Below are 19635 nucleotides of genomic sequence, written 5' to 3'. Positions count from 1 at the left end.
GGTTCATGTGGAAATGGCCGCCCCTTTTACGGGCGGCCATTTTTTTGTCCTGAGATAAGTGCCGGAGGCGCCTTCTGGTTAATGTACCGCACCCGGCGGCAGGTGTTTCACGGGTTTCTTGAGAAGCAGCAAGAGCGGGATGATCACCACGAAGGCGATGCCGACGATGAAGAAGATCCTGTTGTAGGAGAGCATGTAGGCCTGTCGCGAGATCTTGCCGTAGATGATGGCGAGCGCGCCCTGCTCGGCGGCTACGGGGCCCAGGCCGCGCCCCATCATGGCCTGCTTGAGTACCGCGATCTGTGACTGCGCGAGCGGGTTGTACGGGGTCACGTGGGCCACCAGGTTGGTCTGGTAGAACTGGCCGTAGCGCGCCAGGAGCGTGGCGGCGATGGCGATCCCCACGCTGCCGCCGATGTTGCGCAACAGGCTGAAGACGCCGGTCGCGTTCCCCATCTCCTCCTTCGTTATGGTGGCGAGGGTTACCGTGGTGAGGGGGACGAAGATCATGGCAAGTCCCACGCCCAGCACGACGCGCGGCCAGACGAAATCGCGGTAGGCGGCCTCCAGCGTGAAACCCTGCATCATGTGCATCGAGTAGGCGGCGATGATGAGGCCGACAAAGACGACCTTCCTGCCGTCGTAGCGCTGGATGATCGCACCGACGAAGGGCATGCAGATGAGCGTCGCTACACCCCCGGGGGCGAGCACCATGCCGGCCATGGTCGCGTTGTACCCCATGAGGGTCTGCAGGAACATCGGTATGAGCATGATGGAGCTGTAAAGGCAGAAACCCACCGCGAACATGATCAGGTTCCCCGCCGAAAACGAGACGTTCTTGAACAGGCGCAGATTGACGACCGGGTGCGGGTGATTTAGCTCAACGTAGATCAGCGCGCTGAGCGCGATGGCGGTTACGACCGAACATGCGACGATGAAGCCGGAGTTGAACCAGTCGTCCTGCTGTCCCTTGTCTAGTACGATCTGCAGGGCGCCGAGGCCCACCGTCAGGAGCAGCAATCCCCAGTAGTCGATCGATGTCCGCGCCCGCTTGATGTAGCTCGGGTCGTAGATGAAGAAGGTCGCCATGACCACGGCGACTATGCCGATCGGTATGTTTATGTAGAAGATCCAGCGCCAGTTCAGGTTGTCGGTGATCCATCCACCGAGGGCCGGGCCGATGATCGGGCCGAACATGGCCCCGACGCCGAAGATGGCCATCGCCATACCCTGCTGGTACGGTGGGAAGGTCTCCATCATGATCGCCTGGCTCATCGGTATCAGCGCGCCTCCGGCCGCCCCCTGCAGCACCCGGAAGAAGATGAGGAGACCTAGGTTGGGCGCCGCGCCGCACATGAGCGAGGCGAGGGTGAAGAGGGTGATGCAGGTGATGAGGAAGCGCTTACGGCCGAAGATCCCCGCGAGCCAGCCGGTCATGGGGAGAACGACGGCGTTACTCACCAGATAGGAGGTGAGTACCCAGGTGACCTCGTCGGTGCCGGCGTTCAGGCTCCCCTGCATGTGGGGGAGCGCCACGTTGGCGACCGAGGTGTCGACGATCTCCATGATCGCCGGCAGCATCACCGTTATGGTGATCAGCCACTTGTTGATGTTCTTTTCTTCAGCGCTGTTCATGGTACCGCCAAATGAGAGTGCTAGTGCCCGAAACCTACGACCTGCCCGAAGCTCTGCCCGGTCAGGATGGTCGGTACCACGCTCATGCCTACACGCAGGACGTGCTCCGGATCGCTCGTCTTGTCGATGGCGATGCGCACGGGAATCCTCTGCGTGACTTTCACGTAGTTGCCGGTGGCGTTTTCCGGCGGAAGCAGGGAAAAGGCGGCACCGGTGCCCGCCATGATACTTTCCACCTTGCCGCTGAAATGGCGGCCGGGATAGCCGTCCACGGTGAACTCGACCACCTGTCCGGGACGCACGGCGTTTAGCTGGCTTTCCTTGTAATTGGCGGTGATCCAGGCGTCCTCGAGCGGAACGATCGCCATGAGCGCCTGTCCGGGCTGGACGTAGTTGCCGACCTCCACGCCTTTGCGGGTGACGTATCCGTCGCTCGGCGCGACGACGCGGGTGTAGGAGAGGTTGAGCCGTGCCGCCTCGAGCTCGCCCTGCTTTTGCGCCACGCGCGCGTCTTTGGAACCGGTGCCTGAAACGCCGATCATCGCCTTGGCGCGGTTCTCAGCTTCGCGTGCTTCACTTACCTGTGCCTCCGCCACCTTGTGCGCGGTGCGCGTGCGGTCAAGCTGCTCTCTCGGTATTACTTCCTTCGCGTACAGCGCCTCGGCGCGCTTGAGATCGAGACTCGCCTGTTCCAGGCGTGCCACCGCGAGGTTCACGTTGGCGCGTGCGCTCTCGACGCTTGCGTAATCGCCGGAGGTTTCGTTCTTGGCCATCTCGAGGGACGCCGCAGCGCTCGTCGCCCGCGCCTGGTAGTCCGCCGGGTCGAGCTCGACCAGCAGGTCCCCTTTGTGCACGAACTGGTTGTCGACTACGGCAACGCGCTGCACCATCGCGGGCACTCGGCTCGCTACGGAATGGACATGCGCCTCGATGAAGGCGTTGTCGGTCTCGATATGGGTCTTGCTGCGTACCCACTGGCGCATGCCGAAGAGCCCGCCGACCACGATGATGATCAAGAGGATGATGCCGCCGCGCTGCTTCTTGCTCAGTCCGCCTTTGGTCTGGGTCTGCGGTTGTTCGATGGTCTGGTCTGCCATGTATTAACTCCGGTCGGGCCGGCATCAGGTAAGACGGCGGCCCTGGGTGGTTAGAGATGAATCAAAGCTCGCCGGTTGCCCTCTTCACCCGGGCGGCGGCGACCTGCAGGTCGAAGATGCTGCGGTAGTAGTCGGTTCTCGTTCTGGTCAGAAGGGTCTGCGCGTCGATGACCTCGGTCGCCGTTCCCACGTGCTCCTGGTAGCGATCCTTGGTGATGCGGAGGTTTTCCACCCCCTGGGTGATCGCCTTTTCCGCCACCGCGATCCTGTCCCGGGCGACCAGCATGTCGCTCACCGCCAGCGCGTATTCAAGTCTCGTGCGCTCTTCCATGTCCCTAAGTCTTTCTTCGTCACGCGATCTTGCCTGTACCGCCTGTCTTACGCGTGACGTCGAGGCCTGGCCGTCGAAGAGGTTCACCTTGAGCCCCACCGTGGCGGCCACGATGGCCTGCTCGCGTACCTTGCTGTTGGAAAGATAGTCGATGCCGAACTTGGCGAACAACTCGGGGTAGTGAATGGTCTTCGCCTCTTTGACCGCGTATTCGTCGGCGCCTACCACGGCCTTGAGCGCGGAAAGCTCGCCCCGTTTCGACATGTCGGGAGCCTCGGAGAGGGAAGGGGCAGGGGGGGGCTGCGCGTCGTCTTTCAATTCCGCGCGGCGCTCGGGGGGGGCGCCGGTCAGGTAGTTCAGCAGCAGCCATCCCTTTTGCACCTCGTTCCTGGCGCTCAAGAGGCTCTGACGGCTGGACGCCACCCGGACCTCGGCCTGCAAGAGGTCGTTTCTGGTCACCACCCCCTCGTCGAAGAGCGCCTGAGCGGTCTTTTGGTGCGAGAGCATCTGGGTGACCTCGTCCTCGGCCGCGGTGACGAGCTTCACCGCGGTCAGGATGCCGTAGTAGGCCTGCACCACCTGCATGAAGACGTCCTGCTCGCTTCCGGTGTAGGAGTAGCGGGCGGCCTCGCTCTGCATGCGCGCCATCCCCTCGGCTGCGCCGGTACGCCCGAAGTCGTACAGGGTCTGGTAAACGCTGAAGTTGGCGAAGGGGTAGCGCGGGTCCTGGGTCTCCTGGGACTGGGACCCGAACTTGAACGCCTGGGCCTTGGCTTGTGCCACGTAACCCGCCTGCAGATCGACGCGAGGCAGACGGGTCGACCTGGCGATGCCGACCTGCTCCCGCGCTATCTCGACGTCGTGCGAGGCGGACTTCAGTCCGCGGCTCGTGGCGACCGCATTGTCGAGGCATTCCTTCAGCGTGAGCGTTTCCGCGTTCGCAGAACTGCAAATGGCGCAGAGTAGAAGCGCCAGTATAACTACAACTTTATGCATGAAAACTCCGGGATTAGCTGCGCAATTTTTGCAGCAGCGACGTCAGGGTTTCGACTTCGTTCGGTTCCAGTCTCGCTATGAACTCTGCCTGAGCCCTAAGCGCCACTGGCACGAGCTCCGGCTCAAGCGCCTTTCCCTTCTCGGTGAGGCAGATGCGATAGGCACGGCGGTCGGCCGGGTCGGGGCGACGCATCACCAACCCCTCTTTTTCGAGCCGGTCGATGAGACCCCCCATGGTGGTCCGATCGATCTGGCTTTTTGCGGAAAGAAGGGACTGGCTGATGCCGTCCTCCTGCCACAAAAAGCCCAGTAGCCCGAACTGCTGCGGGGTCAGTTCGTACTGGTCGAACTGTTCCTTGAAGATGAGGCAGGCGCGCTGGTAAGCCTTTGCCAGCAGGAAGCCCACGGTTTTTTCGATGTCCATGTTGGGGGGTTGTTGTACTTCCATAGCTCCTCCCGTGGAAGGGCAACGGTCTGATTTCACGAGCGAAAAGCTGCCCCGGCAAAGGTGAGCATTATGCACATAATCAGTATGCTGTCAATCAGCAAAAATGAGGCTGGGAGAGCGGGATTTTAAAGGACGTAACGGGTGAGTGATTTTGGTGGGGAGAGACCATGCCGACCTCCCCCTTCGGGGAGAGGTCGGCTATCCAGTGTTAATTATTGTTGGGACGGGGCGGGCTGTGCGGCTTCACCTTGAGCGACCTTGCTTTCCTCGACCGCCTGCTGCGGGATGGCCGGTTTCGGAGCCCCCGGCTCCTGGTAGGGGGGGAGGCGGTACAGCCGCTGGTACATCTGCATGCTGGTCACCACTTTTTTGACGTACTCGCGGGTCTCCCGGAAGGGGATGCTCTCGACGAACTCGTCCTGCGGAAGGCCGCCGTACGCCTTCTGCCAGCGCTTCACGTTGCCCGAGCCCGCGTTGTAGGCGGCGACCGTGAGGGTGAGGTTCTTGTCGTACAGCTGCAGCAAGTCCTTCAGGTGGCGTGCGCCGAGCTTGATGTTGAGGGCCGGGGTGGTCAAACGGTTCGAGTCCCCCTTGGAGATCGACTCGGCGGTGGCCGGCATGATCTGCATGAGACCGACGGCGCCCACCGGTGAAAGTGCGGCGGGGAAATAGTTGCTCTCGGTGCGCATCACTGCGTAAACCAGGCTTTCGGGGACCGCGGCCGCGGCGGCGTGTTTGGCGACCTCTTCGCGGAAGGCGAGCGGGAATGTGGCGCCGAGCACGGTGGCGTTGTCGCCGCGCTTGGGCTTTTCGTTCCCGAGTGCGTGATAGGCGCCGTTGTAGTTCCCCATCTCGAGGTACAGACGTGCGATACCCGCGGGGTTCTTCCCTTTCTTTGAAAGCGACAGTTCCCTTGCCGCTTCCTCGAAGAGTCCGAGCGCGATGAGCGCCTTCTCCCGCTCGAAGCCCGACGGCATCGGCAGGACGTCGGCCAAGTTCTGGGGGGGCTGGGGGAGCGAGGCTGCGCTCTGGTTCTGGTTGCAGATCAGCGTGTAGTATCCGAGCGGGTATTCCGCGACCAGCGCGGTGAACATCACCTGTGCGCTCTTCTCATCGCCGGTGAGGGCAAGGGTTCTGCCGAGCCAGTAAAGCGCCTTGTCGCGCAGGTCGTCGCGCTCGGCAAGTTTCCTGAACTGTGCCGCGGCATCGGCGTAGTCGCGGGACTGGTAGCTGCACCAAGCGGCTTCCCAGAGGACGTTGACGTTCTTCTGATTCGGCGCCGCGGCAAGGTATTGCTTGAACAACGAAGCCGCTTCACTCCATTTCCTCTGGAAACGTTTCAAGTAGGCTGCCTCGAGCATCGCTTCCTGGGCCACCGTTCCACGCTTCGCGTCCTGAGAAAGCTTTTGATAAAGCTGGAAAGCCTCTTCTCCCTTGCCTTCCTTGTCCAGGGTGCGGGCAAACCACAGGTCGGCATCGCCGTATCCGGAAAGGGCGGCGAAGGTGCTCTGTGCCTGCTGGTAGCGCCTTGCCTTGTACAGCGCTTGCCCCTTTTTGAAGGTCACCTTGCGGATGAAATCGTCGCACTCGCCGTTTAACTGGATCGCGGCAAAGGCCTCGGCGGCTTTGAGATGGCGCCCGAGATCGTAGAGGGTGCAGGCGCGCTTGTAGAGTTCGGCGCTGCTGTAAGGCTCGGCCTTGACGCCGGTAGCCGCTAGATTCTGCAGTTCGGCGGCCGCTTTGTCGGCATAGGGGGAGGCGGGATAGCTGAGGTAGATGGTGCGTAAAACGGTTACTGCGGTCGCCGTGTCCCCGAGTTTCTCGCGGGAGAGGGCGGAGCCGTAAAGGGCCGAGATGGAATCGCTGCCGGAGGGGTAGCGCTCGACGAAGGTGGCGTAGCTTTGCTGCGCTTCCTTCGGGTAGCCGGCCGCTGCGAGCGAATCGGCATAAAGGATGAGTGCCTGGCGCGCAAGCCGGCTCGCGGGGAAGTCCTTGAGAAGCTTGTAAAGCGGCGGGAGTGCCTGCGCGTGGCGTTGCAGCTTGGAAAGGGCGAGCCCCTGATAGTAGAGGGCGTAGTCGGCTAAGAGCGGATAACCTTCCGCAGCGGCGGGTAGCTGTGCCGCGGCCTCTTCCCACTGCTCCATTTTGGCGGCGGCGATTCCCGCCATGAAGGAGCGGATTGGCGGGTCGTTTATGGTAAGGGCTGCGTCACGGGCGGCGCGGTAGTCCTTGACCTGCATGCGCTTGGCGGCTGTGGTGAGAGCCTCGTCGGCCGGTTTGCTGAGGTTTGCTGCGGAGGCGGGAAGGGTGGCGCAAAGCATCAGTGCTGCTGCTGCGATGGTACGGCAAAACATGGAGACTCCCTTACGTTGCAAAACTAACCCCGTATTTGTACCGAAGCGCGGCGCAAAAGGCAATTGTTAATGTATTGACCAATCACAACGAATCCCAACTTCTCATCGGTTATCTCCGAATTTTGTTCCTACGGGGTCCACAGGCACGTGACCTCCAGCGAGTGGCCAGTCGCGCCGATCGAGTCCTTCATCGCACCCGACGAGTCGTTGGTCCCACCGGACGAATCGTTGCTCGCACCTGACGACTCATTGGTCGCACCTGACGAGTCGTTGATCGCACCTGACGAGTCGTTGATCGCACCTGACGAGTCGTTGATCGCACCTGACGAGTCGTTGATCGCACCTGACGAGTCGTTGATCGCACCTGACGAGTCGTTGATCGCACCGGACGAGTCGTTGGTCGCACCTGACGAGTCGTTGATCGCGCCTGACGAGTCGTTGATCGCGCCTGACGAGTCGTTGATCGCACCGAACGAGTCGTTGATCGCACCTGATGAGTCGTTGATCGCACCGGACGAATCGTTGATCGCACCGGACGAGTCGTTGATCGCGCCTGTCGAGTCATTGATCCCTCTCGACGAGTCGTCTGCCGTGTCATTCGTGCCGAATCGCCTTTCTTGACTTTCCGTCGCCCCTTCTGCATTATCCAACGGTGCTGATTTTATTGTTTTTCCCGGAGGTTTAGATATGCGCAAAGGCAAGGACGCGATCATGAGGCTGCTGGGCAAGGGGGAGCCGGTGCCTTACCGGCAGATGCTCAAGGCCCTCAACGTCTCCCGTCACGAGCGGGAACACCTGGACGATCAGCTCGATTACCTGGTTGAAACAGGGGAGATCGCCAAGCTTCCGGGGCGTATTTACACCATGGCGGGAGCGGGTGGCTCGGTGCGCGGCAAACTCTCCATGCACCGCGACGGCTACGGTTTCGTGATGCCGGAGGACGGGGGCGATGACCTCTTCGTCCCGGCCCGATACCTCACCGAATATATGAACGGCGACATCGTGGACGCCCAGGTGGTTTCCACGCGTCGTGACGGGAAAAGGGAAGGGCGTGTCACCGGCATCGTGAAGCGTGGCGTCACCGAGATCGTCGGCCGCTTCGAGGCGGCCGGGAAGGGGGGACGTGTCATCCCGGACGATCCGAAGCTCGGCCGCGACCTCTTCGTGACCCCCGGGGCCTCCGGTGGGGCTGCCAAGGCGCGCACAGGGCAGGTCGTTCTTGCCCAGATCACCTCGTACCCTTCCGGGGTGCGCCCGCTTGAGGGGCGCATCGTGGAGGTGCTCGGGGAGGCGAACGACCCCGAAGTGGAAGTCCTTTCCGTCATCAAGAAGTACGAGCTTCCGCATGTCTTCGACGCGAAGGTGATGGAGGAGGCCGAGCGCGAGCCGCAGGAGGTAAGCGAGGAGGCACGGCAGGGGCGGGTGGATCTGCGCGAGCGGCTCATCGTTACCATCGACGGCGAGACGGCACGCGACTTCGACGACGCGGTCTCCGTCTCTCGCGAGGGGGACAAGATCCGCCTCTGGGTCTCCATTGCGGACGTCGCGCACTACGTCACCGAGGGTTCGCGTTTGGACACCGAGGCGTACCTGCGCGGGACGTCGGTCTACTTCCCGGACCGCTGCATACCGATGCTCCCGGAAGAACTCTCCAACGGCATCTGCTCGCTAAACCCGCAGGTGGACCGTCTGACCATGACCGCCGAGATGCTTTTCGACGCGACCGGCGACCGCGTGGACCAGAAGTTCTACGCCAGCGTCATCAAAAGCTCCGCCCGTCTCACCTATACGACGGTGAAAAAGATCCTTGTGGACCGTGACGAGGAGACCATCACCGCGAACCGGCACTTGGTCGAGGATCTCAAGGTGATGGAGGATCTTTCACTCAGGCTAAATAAGGTGCGCGCTGGACGGGGGAGCATCGATTTCGATCTGCCGGAACCCCAGATCATACTGGACACGCAGGGGGAAACCACGGCGATCGTGCGCGCCGAGAGAAACCTTGCGCACCGCATCATCGAGGAGTTCATGCTCGCCGCGAACGAGGCGGTGTCGCACTTTCTCGAAACGACGCCGGTTCCTTCGCTCTACCGGATCCACGAGAATCCCGACCCGGTCAAGCTCCAGGACCTGTCCGAGTTCGTCTTCGGTTTCGGCTACATCCTGAAAGTGGTGGAGGAGAAGGTAAGCCCCCACGCGCTGCAAAAACTCCTGGAAGAGGTGGCCGGAAAGCCGGAGGAGCGGCTCATCAACGAGGTGCTGCTGCGCTGCATGAAGCAGGCGCGCTACAGCGCCGAGAACCTGGGGCACTTCGGCCTCGCCGCCGCAAGCTACACCCACTTCACCTCCCCGATTCGCCGCTATCCCGACCTCGTGGTGCACCGCATCCTGAAGCGCGTGCTTTCCGGGAAGATGAATAAGGCGGATAAGGACCGGCTCGAGGCGCGGCTCCCCGAGACCGCGCTGCACACGAGCAAGCGCGAGCGGGTCGCCATGGAGGCGGAGCGCGAGATGGTCGATCTCAAGAAGATGCAGTTCATGCGCGACAAGATCGGCGAGGAGTACGACGGCTACATCACCGGGGTCGCCCCCTTCGGTTTCTTCGTGGAGCTCGTCGACCTCTTTGTGGAAGGGATGGTGCCGGTCGCCACTCTCCCGCAGGACTACTACGTGCACCTGGAGAAGAGCCACGCCCTGGTCGGGGAGAGAAGCCGCGCCATGTACCGCATCGCGGACAAGATCCGGGTGAAGGTGGCGGGGGTGAACGAGCCGGCGCGCCAGGTGGAATTCGCCTTGGTCGGGACCCTGGAAAAGCGACCCATCGAGCCGATCGCCGACGTCCGGAACGCCTACCAGCGCATCCCGATAAAGGGGAAGCGCCCCAAGCCGAAACGGCGCTGAAAGCTGTTGCGCTGGATTTAAGCGCTGTGATATAAAAGCTGTTTGAGCTCTGCACGGCATTAATTAGGAGAAGCGAGGTATATGGAAGAAAAGGTATTGCCGTTCATGGAGCACCTGGTTGAACTCAGAAAACGGCTCATCGTCAGCGTAATTGCCATCGTCATCGGCATGGGGATCGCCTGGAACTTCTCCACCGACCTCTTGAAGTTCGTGGAACAGCCGCTCACCGGTCACACCTACCTGACCGACATGAAGAAATCCTTCTACGAGAAAGTCAAAAAGCGCTACCCCGAGGCGTACCAGCAGATGAAGCTCGGGGAGGAGCACCAGGTGGCCGAGAAGCCGCGCATGCTGAACTACAGCGCGCCGCTCGAGCCGTTCTTCGTGCAATGCAAGATCTCCATGCTGGCCGGTTTCGTCATCGTGCTGCCGGTGCTCTTTCACCAGTTCTGGCTCTTCGTAGCGCCCGGGCTAACCCGCAAGGAGCGGCGCCTGGTGGTTCCCTTCGTCACCACGGCCACCGTCGCCTTCTGCGTCGGGGCGATGTTCTTCCTGCTCATCATCTGGCCCGTCATCATAAACTTCTCCCTCTCCTACGAGGCGACCGGGCTGCAGAGCTGGTACAACATCTCGGCCTACATAAATTTCTGTCTGCGCTTGATCCTGATGTTCGGCCTCATCTTCGAGCTCCCGATCCTTGCGCTCCTTTTGGCCCGTTTCGGCATCGTCAACTACCGGATGCTCGCCACGCGCAGGAAGTACGCGCTCCTGGCTAGCGCCATCGTTGCCGCCTTCCATGCCGACCTGGTCACCATGTTCGTCATCATGATCCCGCTCTACCTCATGTACGAGATCAGCATCTGGGTTGCCCTGGTATTCGGGAAGAAGAAGGCACCCCAGGTGGAGACCGAGGCGGCGGAAGCCTGAGGACCCCCATAGTCCATGGAAATTTTTAGAAGCATCTCTGAGATCAGGGAAAAACTGCGCCATCCGGTGGTCACCATCGGCAACTTCGACGGCGTGCACCTGGGGCACCGCGAGATCTTCAAGAGGGTGCGGCAAATCGCCCGCGAGATCGGCGGCGTTTCCGTGGTGATCACCTTCGTGCCGCACCCGCTCAAGGTCGTCGCGGCCCACAAGGAGGTGCGGCTCATCACCACAAGCCGCGAGAAGGAAGCCCTCATCGAGGGGTCCGGCATCGACTACCTCCTCGAGATCCCTTTCGACAAGGAATTTGCCTCCGTGCCGGCCGCCGTCTTCGTGGAAAAGGTGCTGGTCGGCGCCATCGGTGTCCAGCGCCTGGTGATCGGCTACGATTACGCCTTCGGCCGCGGCAGGGAAGGGGACGTCGCGCTTTTGCGCAGGCTTGGCGAGCTTCACGGCTATACCGTGGAAGAGCTGGAGCCGATCTCGGACGGCTCCACCGTCTACAGCTCCACCGCGGTGCGCAGGATGGTGAGCGCCGGAAACGTCTCCTGCGCCGCGAGCCTCTTGGGACGGCACTTCTCCATCTCCGGCAAGGTGGTGCACGGCCACGAGCGTGGCCGCAGCCTCGGCTTTCCCACCGCCAACATCGAAACGGAAAAGGACCTCATCCCGTCGGTCGGGGTCTACGCGGTGAAGGTCTGCATGGGGGATCGGCTCTTCGACGGCGCCTGCAACATCGGCCCCAACCCGACCTTCGGCAACCAGCACCTATCCATCGAGGTGTTCCTCCTCGACTTCGAAGGCGACCTTTACGGACGCGAGCTGACCCTTTTCTTCATCGAGAGGCTCAGGGGGGAGAAACGTTTCTCCGGGCTTGACGAACTGAAAGAGGCGATCGCCGCGGATGTCGCGCGTTGCCGTGAGATCCTCAGCGGTGCCCGCCCGGTTCTGTCCGAAAGTGGCGGTGACTGGGATTGCGCAAACCATGGTTCGGGCCGCCCCGATTGACAACGCAACCGATGACAGGAGCCCGATTGACCACGCAAAAACCAGATAAGAAGCTCTTGCTCGGCATCGCAATCAGCGCTCTTTGCCTCTTTCTCCTCTTCAGGAAGATCGACTTCGGAAAGATGGCCGACGCCTTTGCCGCGATGGATTACCGCTACCTTGTGCCCGCGCTGGTGCTCACCTTTGTGAGCTACTACCTGCGCGCGGTGCGCTGGAAGTTCCTGCTAGCCCCGATAAAAAACACGCGCCTTGGGAACCTCTTCCCCTCGACCCTCATCGGATACATGGCGAACAACCTTCTTCCGGCGCGCCTGGGGGAGCTGGTGCGGGCCCACTCGCTCGGACAGAAGGAGGGGATCGGCACCAGCGCGGTCTTTGCCTCCCTGGTGCTTGACCGGCTCTGTGACGGCTTCACCGTCCTCCTCGTGCTCCTGATTACCTTCTTCACCATAAAGCTGCCAAGCGGGATGGAACGCGTGCAGCACGGGCTCGTCACCGGCGGGTACGTCACCTTCGCCCTCTACCTTTTTGTCCTTGCCTTTCTGTTCCTGCTCAGGTGGCGCACCGACTTCACCGTCAAGGTGGTGACCCGTGTGCTGCATCCTTTCTCCGCGCGGTTGGCCGAGCATGCCGGCGCTCTGCTGGTCTCCTTCATCTCCGGTATCCGCATTCCGACCAGTATCTCCGGCATTACCGGTGTCGCGGTCAGCTCGCTTCTCGTGTGGGCCACGGCAATCTGGCCGGTCGACCTGATGCTGCGCTCCTTCGGCCTGTTTCTCCCTCCCTCGGCGGCCATGTTCATCATGGTCTTCCTGGTCTTCGCCGTGATGGTACCGGCATCTCCGGGTTTTATCGGGACGTATCACATCGCCTGCGTCACTGCACTTTCCGCATTCCAGATTGGCAGCGAAAAGGCGCTCAGCATCGCCATCGTCATTCACGCCATGGGCTTTTTCCCGGTCACCGTCGTCGGGCTGTACTGCCTCTGGCGGGACAAGGTCTCCATCAGGAGCATCGGCGTCACTAACACCGAGGAGCAGTTGCGTGAACCATAACGGAATCCTGCGCAGGCTCGACCCGTGCGCCATCGCGGCCTTCGTCATCCCGCTGTTCGTGTATCTCCTTACCCTGGCGCCCACGGTCACCTTCTTCGACAGCGGTGAGTTTCTGACCGCCATCTCCTCTCTCGGCACGGCGCACTCGCCGGGGTATCCGCTCTTCATCAACTACGCTAAGCCGTTCACCTTTCTCCCGCTCGGCAACATCGCCTTCCGGGTGAACTTCGCGACCGCAGTTTCCGCGGGGCTTGCCTGTTTCGGCGTCTATCTGCTCACCACCCAATTGCTCAAGGGTGAGGAGACCCCCTGGCAGGGACGGTTCGGTGCGCTTGCCTCCAAGCTTGCCGGTGTCGCGGCGGCGCTCACCTTCGCCTTCACGCCGAGGCTTTGGCTGCAGTCAAACCACGACAAGCCTTATCCGCTGCTCGCCTTCATCTGTGCCATCATCTTCTACCTGATGCTCCTTTGGCGGGAGAGCTACCTCGAGGGACGGGAGCGCCCTGCCTACGTCTACCTGGGCGCCTTTCTCTGCGGGCTTGGGACCGGTGCGCACCAGATCATGGTGCTGATGATTCCGACCTACGCCTTCCTGATCTGGTCCGCGGACCGGCGCGTCATCTTCCGGGTGCGCGAGTTCTTCATCGCCTTCGCCTTCGGCCTGTTGGGCTTCGGCATCCACCTGCACCTCGTGGTCCGGGCGCTCAGGAAACCGATTCTGAACTGGGGCGACTCGAAGAACCTCACCCAGTTCCTCTGGAACATCCTGCGCAAGGGATACCCGGTCGACAAGCCGCACCGCGACCTCGATCTCCTCTGGGCGCAGATGAACGCCTTCAACATCCCGCACGAGTTCACCGTTGTTGGCCTTGTCCTTTTGCTGTTCGGTCTGTGGGCCCTGATGCGGACAAAGCGCGACCTGGTACTTGGCTACCTGATCGCACTCGGCTCGTTCCTGCTCGTCATCGTCGGCTACTTCAACACGCCAGGCGAGATGATCTTCCTGACCGAGGAGTTCTTCACCCCGCTTTACCTCCTCTCTGCGGTCTTCATCGGTGTCGGGCTCATCACCCTCATCAAGGAGGCGGTGCAGCATCTTCCCGACGCACCTGCCGCACGCCTTTTTTTACCCGCGCTCCTCTTCGTGCTGCCGCTCGCCGTCTGTCTTTTGAACTACCGGGAGAACGACCAGCATAAAAACTACATCGCCTTCGACTACGCCTCCAACACGCTCAGGTCCCTGCCGCAGGACGCCGTGCTCTTCACGTGGGGGGATTCGGGAGCCTTTCCGCTTTGGTATTTGCAGGGGGTGGAAAGGATGCGCGAGGATGTCGACCTGCCGCACACCCCGCACCTCGTCTTTGACTGGTACCTGGACAGCATGCCGCGCCTGTTCAAGAACTCGCGGCTGTACGAGCTACCCATGGATCAGCGCACCTCGGACGGGACGCTCATGATTGCGGTCGGGGAGCAGTACGGCAAACGGCCGGTTTACGTGGACTTCTCCACCAAGTACTCCATCGAGTTCAAGGATTTCGTGGTGCACCAGCGCGGCATCCTTTTCGCGCTCCAGGCGGCCGGCACCCCCGCGGCTCCACCGGACCTCGACGTATGGCCTCTTTTCTCCCTGCGGGGCGTGCTCGGAGACCGCGACATGTTCTTCCGGGACCTCGACACGGGGAAGGCGATCCTCATCTATGCAGCTTCCCTCATGGAGTCGGGGGAGACGCGCCTTCGTATGGGGCAGCGCGAGGCGGGGGCACGCGACCTGGAAGTGGCTGCAAGCATAGCGCCTGAGATCAGGCAGCGCGTCGCAGCACTTTTGAGTGCGAACGGAGTGGCCCAATGACCATTACCGGAAAGACCACGGTTACCGGTATCATCGGTGCCCCGGTTGCCCACTCGCTTTCGCCGGTGATGCACAACGCTGCCTTCGGGGCTCTCGGGCTTGACTGGGTCTACGTCCCTTTCCCCGTCCCCCCCGCACGTCTTGAGGCTGCGGTGGCCGGGCTTGCCGCAGCGGGAGTCGCCGGCTTCAACGTCACCATTCCGCACAAGGTCGCCATCATGCCGTTTTTGGACGAAATCGATCCGGACGCGGAACTGATCGGCGCGGTGAACACGGTGCTCGTACGGGAAGGTAGGCTCACCGGCTACAACACCGACGGCCTTGGTCTCGTGGCGGCGCTCGCGGGGAAGCTTTCCTTCGACCCACGCGGCAAGAGCGTCCTCGTGCTCGGGGCGGGCGGGGCCGCCAGAAGCGCCGTCGTATCGCTCGCGCGTGCCGGCGCGGCGCGGGTGCATGTCGCGAACCGCACCACGGATGCGGCGCTCGCCCTAGTCGGCCTCGTCGCAGAAAGGCTGAAGGAAACCGCCTTCGCCGCCGGTTCCCTCGACGCTCTCGCCGACCCGGCCTTCATAGGCTCCTTCGACCTCGTGGTCAACACCACCTCGGTCGGCATGTCCGGTGACTCTTTCCCCGGGCTCGATCCTTCCCTGCTAAAGTCCGGTGCCTGTATTTACGATATGGTCTATGCACCGCCGGTTACGCCGCTTTTGGCGCAATGCCGCACCTTTGGCATCCCTTGCGCCAACGGCCTCGGCATGCTTGTGGCGCAGGGCGAAGCGGCCTTTCGCATCTGGACCGGGGTCGCGCCGCCCGAAGGGTGCATGGAACTGGCTCTGGCGGCGTTTCTGCCCGAACCATGTAAGCCTTGACATTAACGCGATTACAAAATACCATTCACAGGATTCTCCACCCCCCTGAGGTAGTATATGCATGTAAGCAGACTCGGTGAGCTGCTGGTCACGAACAATCTGATCAACAAGGAACAGCTGAAGCAGGCCCTCGCTGAACAGAAGGCGGCGGGGGGGCAACTGCGCCTTGGGTCCATCCTGGTCAGGGACGGACTGATCAACGAGGCTGACCTCACCTCATTTCTTTCCAAGCAGTACGGCGTTCCCACCATAAACCTTGCCGACTATGAGGTCGATGCCGCGGTGGTGAAGGTCATACCCGCGGAAATCGCCCACAAATACCAGATCGTTCCGGTGAACCGAGCCGGCTCCACACTCATCATCGCGATGAGTGATCCCTCCAACATCTTCGCCATCGACGACATAAAGTTCATGACCGGCTACAACGTCGAGGTCGTCGTGGTCGCCGAGAGCGCGATAAAGGCCGCCATCGACAAGCTCTACGACCAGAGCGCGTCGCTCGCCGACGTAATGAACGACCTGGATATGGAGGACCTCGAGGTCATCGGGGAGGAAGAGGATGTAGATGTCGGCTCTTTAGAGCGCGCCACCGAGGACGCCCCGGTCGTCAAGCTGGTCAACCTGATCCTAACCGACGCCATCAAGAAGAAGGCCTCCGATATCCATATCGAGCCGTACGAGAAGTTCTTCCGGGTGCGCTACCGCATCGACGGCGTGCTCTACGAGGTGATGAAACCGCCTCTGAAGCTGAAAAACGCCATCACCTCCCGCATCAAGATCATGAGCGAGCTGGACATCGCCGAGCGCCGCCTGCCGCAGGACGGCCGCATCAAGATCAAGCTCGGAGGCGGCAAGGACATGGACTACCGTGTCTCGGTGCTCCCGACCCTCTTCGGCGAAAAGATCGTTCTGCGTCTTCTGGACAAGAGCAACCTGCAGCTGGACATGTCCAAACTGGGATACGAGCCCGAGGCGCTCTCCCACTTCAAACGCGAAATACACAAGCCTTTCGGCATGGTGCTCGTCACGGGCCCTACCGGCAGCGGCAAGACCGTTTCGCTCTACTCTGCGCTCTCCGAACTGAACAAGGTAACCGAGAACATCTCCACCGCCGAAGACCCGGTCGAGTTCAACTTCGCCGGGATCAACCAGGTGCAGATGCACGAGGACATCGGCCTCAACTTCGCTGCAGCGCTCAGGGCCTTCCTGCGCCAGGACCCGGACGTGATCATGATAGGTGAGATCCGTGACTTCGAGACCGCCGAGATCGGCGTTAAGGCGGCGCTCACCGGCCACCTGGTCCTCTCGACGCTGCATACGAACGACGCCCCATCGACCATCAACCGTCTCCTCAACATGGGGATCGAGCCGTTCCTGGTCGCCTCCGCCGTCAACCTCATTTCCGCCCAGCGCCTCGCGCGCCGCGTCTGCGGCGAGTGCAAGGTGGTCGAGGAGGTGCCGGTTCAAGCGCTCATCGAAGCGGGCATCCCAGCCGAACAGGCTCCTTCCGTGGTATGCTATCGCGGCACCGGCTGTCCCAAATGCAACGGCACCGGCTACAAGGGGAGGGTGGGCTTCTACCAGGTCATGCCGATGCTCGAGCCGATCAAGGAGATGATCCTGAACGGCGCCAACACCGCGGAGATCAAGAGGGAGTCCATGCGCCTGGGAATCAAGACCATGCGCCAGTCCGGGCTCACCAAGCTGATCGAAGGGGTCACCTCCTTCGAGGAAGTGCTCAGGGTGACCGTGGCCGATGACTAACGCTCTTAAGAAGACAAACTGAGACGAGGGTTTTCATGATCAACTTTCACCAAATGCTCAAGGAACTTGTGGAGAGGGGCGGCTCCGACCTGCACATCACCACAAACACCTCGCCGCAGATCCGCATCGACGGCCAGTTGACCCCGATGGACGTTCCTCCGCTCAACGCCATCGAGACCAAGCAGCTTTGCTATAGCATCCTGACCGACGCCCAAAAACACCGCTTCGAGGAGGACAACGAGCTCGACCTCTCCTTCGGCGTGAAGGGGCTCTCTCGCTTCAGGGGGAACATCTTCGTCCAGCGCGGCGCCGTGGCCGGCGTCTTCAGGGTGATCCCGTACAAGATCCTCACCTTCGAGGAGCTCGGGCTTCCCCCCGTGGTACGGGCGCTTTGCGACAAGCCGCGCGGCCTGATCCTCGTCACCGGGCCTACCGGCAGCGGTAAATCGACCACGCTCGCCTCCATGATCGACCACATCAACATCAACCGTCACGACCACATCGTCACCGTTGAGGACCCGATCGAGTACCTGCACCCGCACAAGGGGTGCATCGTGAACCAGCGCGAGGTGGGGGCGGATACGAAGAGCTTCAAGCATGCCCTCAAGTACGTACTGCGCCAGGACCCCGACGTCGTCCTGATCGGCGAGTTGCGCGACCTGGAGACCATCGAGGCGGCGCTGACCCTGGCCGAGACCGGCCACCTCTGCTTCGCGACGCTCCACACGAACTCCTGTGCCCAGACCATCAACAGGATCATCGACGTCTTCCCGCCTTACCAGCAGACCCAGGTGAGGACCCAGCTCTCCTTCGTGCTCGAAGGGGTCATGTCCCAGACCCTGATCCCGAGGGCGAACGGACCCGGGCGCGCCCTCGCCCTCGAGGTGATGGTGCCGAACCCCGCGATCAGGAACCTGATCCGCGAGGACAAGGTGCACCAGATCTACTCCCAGATGCAGGTCGGCCAGGAGAAGTTCGGCATGCAGACCTTGAACCAGTGCCTGATGGGCCTGCTGTCCAAGCGCATCATAACCGTGGACGACGCGCTGGGGCGCTCCTCCGAGCCTGACGAGCTGAAGCAGATGCTGGCCCCCGGCGGGGCGGCGGGGCAGATCAGAAGGCCGCCGCAAAGATAGCAACAGCCAGTCCCGGCTCAGCCGGGAAAGGAGTAACTGATGACAAAATTTGATTGGGAAGCAAGAAGCAAGGCGGGAAGCGTCCAGAAGGGCGTCATGGAAGCCGCCAGCGCCGCCATGGTCGAGGCGCAGCTTAAGAGATACGGCTTTACCGGCATCACAGTGAAGGAGGCGGGCAAGGGGCTCTCCATGGAGCTCAAGATACCGGGGCTCGGCGGACCGAAGAAGATCGATACCAAGGACCTCGTGGTCTTCACCAGGCAGTTCGCCACCATGATCGACTCCGGCCTGCCGCTCGTGCAGTGTCTCGATATCCTCTCCAGCCAGCAGGAAAACAAGACCTTCAAGGACATCCTCGTCAAGGTGAAGGAAAGCGTGGAGAGCGGCTCCACCTTCGCCGATGCGCTCGCCAAGCACCCCAAGGCCTTCGATCAGCTCTACGTGAACCTGGTTGCCGCAGGTGAGGTGGGCGGTATCCTCGACACCATCCTCTCCCGTCTGGCCGCCTACATCGAGAAGGCGATGAAGCTCAAGAAGCAGGTGAAAGGGGCCATGGTTTACCCGATCACCATCATGTCCATCGCGGTCATCGTCGTGGGCGTCATCCTGATCTTCGTCATCCCGACTTTCGCCAAGATGTTCGCCGATTTCGGTGGGGATCTGCCCGCTCCGACGAAGTTCGTCATCGCACTCTCCAATTTCCTGGTGAAGTACATCGTCGTCATCATCGCCATCATGTTCGGCATCAAGTACGCCATCGGCAAATACTACAACACAGCCAACGGCCGCAAGGTGATAGACACCTTCGCCCTGAAAGCACCCATCGCCGGGCCGCTCATCCGCAAGGTGTCCGTCGCCAAGTTCACCCGTACGTTGGGGACCATGATCAGCTCGGGCGTTCCGATCATGGACGGCCTGGAGATCGTCGCCAAAACCGCCGGAAACAAAGTCGTGGAAGAGGCCATCTACAAGGTGCGCCAGTCCATTTCCGAAGGCAAGACTATCGCCGAGCCTCTCGCCGACTGCGGTGTCTTCCCCCCGATGGTGGTGCAGATGATTTCGGTGGGCGAGGCGACCGGCGCCATGGACGCGATGCTCAACAAGATCGCCGACTTCTACGATGACGAGGTGGACGATGCGGTCGGAGCTCTGACCTCGATGATGGAGCCTTTGCTGATGGTCTTCCTAGGCACCACGGTCGGCGGCTTGGTCATCGCCATGTACCTGCCTATCTTCAAGCTTGCCGGCGCCGTCGGCGGTTAATT

At 61.6% G+C, this 19635-nt stretch carries 15 protein-coding genes; 9 read left to right on the top strand and 6 right to left on the bottom strand.

Going from position 1 to position 19635, the window contains the following annotated elements:
• Positions 1 to 78 precede the first annotated feature (78 nt).
• The 6 genes from E8L22_RS13120 to E8L22_RS13095 all read right to left on the bottom strand — a co-directional run bounded on the left by E8L22_RS13120 (position 79) and on the right by E8L22_RS13095 (position 7511).
• Positions 79 to 1635 (bottom strand): DHA2 family efflux MFS transporter permease subunit, encoded by a 1557-nt coding sequence (locus tag E8L22_RS13120; protein WP_136525602.1) that lies wholly within the window; start codon positions 1633 to 1635, stop codon positions 79 to 81.
• 20 nt (positions 1636 to 1655) lie between these two features.
• Entirely contained in the window at positions 1656 to 2732 is a 1077-nt protein-coding gene (locus tag E8L22_RS13115) for an HlyD family secretion protein (RefSeq protein WP_136525601.1), read from the bottom strand.
• 61 nt (positions 2733 to 2793) lie between these two features.
• Positions 2794 to 4059 (bottom strand): TolC family protein, encoded by a 1266-nt coding sequence (locus E8L22_RS13110; RefSeq protein WP_136525600.1) that lies wholly within the window; start codon positions 4057 to 4059, stop codon positions 2794 to 2796.
• Positions 4060 to 4072: 13 nt separating this feature from the next.
• The gene (locus E8L22_RS13105) at positions 4073 to 4507 is read right to left on the bottom strand and encodes a MarR family winged helix-turn-helix transcriptional regulator (protein ID WP_136525599.1); all 435 of its coding nucleotides are present in this window, start codon (positions 4505 to 4507) and stop codon (positions 4073 to 4075) included.
• Positions 4508 to 4719: 212 nt separating this feature from the next.
• Entirely contained in the window at positions 4720 to 6861 is a 2142-nt protein-coding gene (locus E8L22_RS13100) for a lytic transglycosylase domain-containing protein (protein ID WP_136525598.1), read from the bottom strand.
• Positions 6862 to 6989: 128 nt separating this feature from the next.
• Positions 6990 to 7511, bottom strand: a complete 522-nt coding sequence (locus E8L22_RS13095) for a methyl-accepting chemotaxis protein (RefSeq protein ID WP_136525597.1) — start codon at positions 7509 to 7511, stop codon at positions 6990 to 6992.
• Between the two features lie 37 nt (positions 7512 to 7548).
• Here E8L22_RS13095 and rnr point away from each other — a divergent pair, with 37 nt between their 5' ends.
• From rnr to E8L22_RS13050, 9 genes are all read left to right on the top strand, one after another.
• Positions 7549 to 9762 carry a ribonuclease R gene (gene rnr / locus E8L22_RS13090; protein ID WP_136525596.1) on the top strand — a complete coding sequence of 738 codons (2214 nt, stop codon included), beginning with the start codon at positions 7549 to 7551 and terminating at the stop codon, positions 9760 to 9762.
• 81 nt (positions 9763 to 9843) lie between these two features.
• Complete coding sequence (tatC, locus tag E8L22_RS13085; protein ID WP_136525595.1) at positions 9844 to 10689, top strand: twin-arginine translocase subunit TatC; 846 nt, start codon at positions 9844 to 9846, stop codon at positions 10687 to 10689.
• A 15-nt stretch (positions 10690 to 10704) separates the two neighbouring features.
• Positions 10705 to 11697: a bifunctional riboflavin kinase/FAD synthetase gene (locus E8L22_RS13080; protein ID WP_136525594.1), complete on the top strand. Its 993-nt coding sequence runs from the start codon at positions 10705 to 10707 to the stop codon at positions 11695 to 11697.
• A 26-nt stretch (positions 11698 to 11723) separates the two neighbouring features.
• Complete coding sequence (locus E8L22_RS13075) at positions 11724 to 12752, top strand: lysylphosphatidylglycerol synthase transmembrane domain-containing protein (protein WP_198420158.1); 1029 nt, start codon at positions 11724 to 11726, stop codon at positions 12750 to 12752.
• Positions 12742 to 14601: a glycosyltransferase family 117 protein gene (locus E8L22_RS13070; protein ID WP_136525592.1), complete on the top strand. Its 1860-nt coding sequence runs from the start codon at positions 12742 to 12744 to the stop codon at positions 14599 to 14601. Before E8L22_RS13075 ends, E8L22_RS13070 begins: the two co-directional genes overlap by 11 nt.
• A complete protein-coding gene (gene aroE / locus E8L22_RS13065; RefSeq protein ID WP_136525591.1) occupies positions 14598 to 15470 on the top strand; it encodes a shikimate dehydrogenase in 873 nt (290 codons plus the stop codon). The genes E8L22_RS13070 and aroE overlap by 4 nt, the downstream gene beginning before the upstream one ends.
• 57 nt (positions 15471 to 15527) lie before the next feature.
• A complete protein-coding gene (pilB, locus tag E8L22_RS13060; protein ID WP_136525590.1) occupies positions 15528 to 17234 on the top strand; it encodes a type IV-A pilus assembly ATPase PilB in 1707 nt (568 codons plus the stop codon).
• A gap of 35 nt (positions 17235 to 17269) precedes the next feature.
• Entirely contained in the window at positions 17270 to 18370 is a 1101-nt protein-coding gene (locus E8L22_RS13055) for a type IV pilus twitching motility protein PilT (protein ID WP_136525589.1), read from the top strand.
• Positions 18371 to 18409: 39 nt separating this feature from the next.
• A complete protein-coding gene (locus tag E8L22_RS13050) occupies positions 18410 to 19633 on the top strand; it encodes a type II secretion system F family protein (protein WP_136525588.1) in 1224 nt (407 codons plus the stop codon).
• Positions 19634 to 19635: the final 2 nt, after the last annotated feature.

It is taken from the genome of Geomonas ferrireducens (assembly GCF_004917065.1).
GTDB classification, from domain to species: Bacteria; Desulfobacterota; Desulfuromonadia; order Geobacterales; family Geobacteraceae; genus Geomonas; species Geomonas ferrireducens.
The sequence above is the reverse complement of the archived record's forward strand: the minus strand, read 5'-3'. Positions and strand labels throughout refer to the sequence as shown.

Coding starts and splice junctions, on each gene's coding strand:
- E8L22_RS13080 (WP_136525594.1), top strand. CDS start 10,705: ATGGAAATTTTTAGAAGCATCTCTGAGATCAGGGAAAAACTGCGCCAT.
- E8L22_RS13120 (WP_136525602.1), bottom strand. CDS start 1,635: ATGAACAGCGCTGAAGAAAAGAACATCAACAAGTGGCTGATCACCATA.
- E8L22_RS13050 (WP_136525588.1), top strand. CDS start 18,410: ATGACAAAATTTGATTGGGAAGCAAGAAGCAAGGCGGGAAGCGTCCAG.
- E8L22_RS13110 (WP_136525600.1), bottom strand. CDS start 4,059: ATGCATAAAGTTGTAGTTATACTGGCGCTTCTACTCTGCGCCATTTGC.
- E8L22_RS13100 (WP_136525598.1), bottom strand. CDS start 6,861: ATGTTTTGCCGTACCATCGCAGCAGCAGCACTGATGCTTTGCGCCACC.
- aroE (WP_136525591.1), top strand. CDS start 14,598: ATGACCATTACCGGAAAGACCACGGTTACCGGTATCATCGGTGCCCCG.
- pilB (WP_136525590.1), top strand. CDS start 15,528: ATGCATGTAAGCAGACTCGGTGAGCTGCTGGTCACGAACAATCTGATC.
- rnr (WP_136525596.1), top strand. CDS start 7,549: ATGCGCAAAGGCAAGGACGCGATCATGAGGCTGCTGGGCAAGGGGGAG.
- tatC (WP_136525595.1), top strand. CDS start 9,844: ATGGAAGAAAAGGTATTGCCGTTCATGGAGCACCTGGTTGAACTCAGA.
- E8L22_RS13115 (WP_136525601.1), bottom strand. CDS start 2,732: ATGGCAGACCAGACCATCGAACAACCGCAGACCCAGACCAAAGGCGGA.
- E8L22_RS13105 (WP_136525599.1), bottom strand. CDS start 4,507: ATGGAAGTACAACAACCCCCCAACATGGACATCGAAAAAACCGTGGGC.
- E8L22_RS13055 (WP_136525589.1), top strand. CDS start 17,270: ATGATCAACTTTCACCAAATGCTCAAGGAACTTGTGGAGAGGGGCGGC.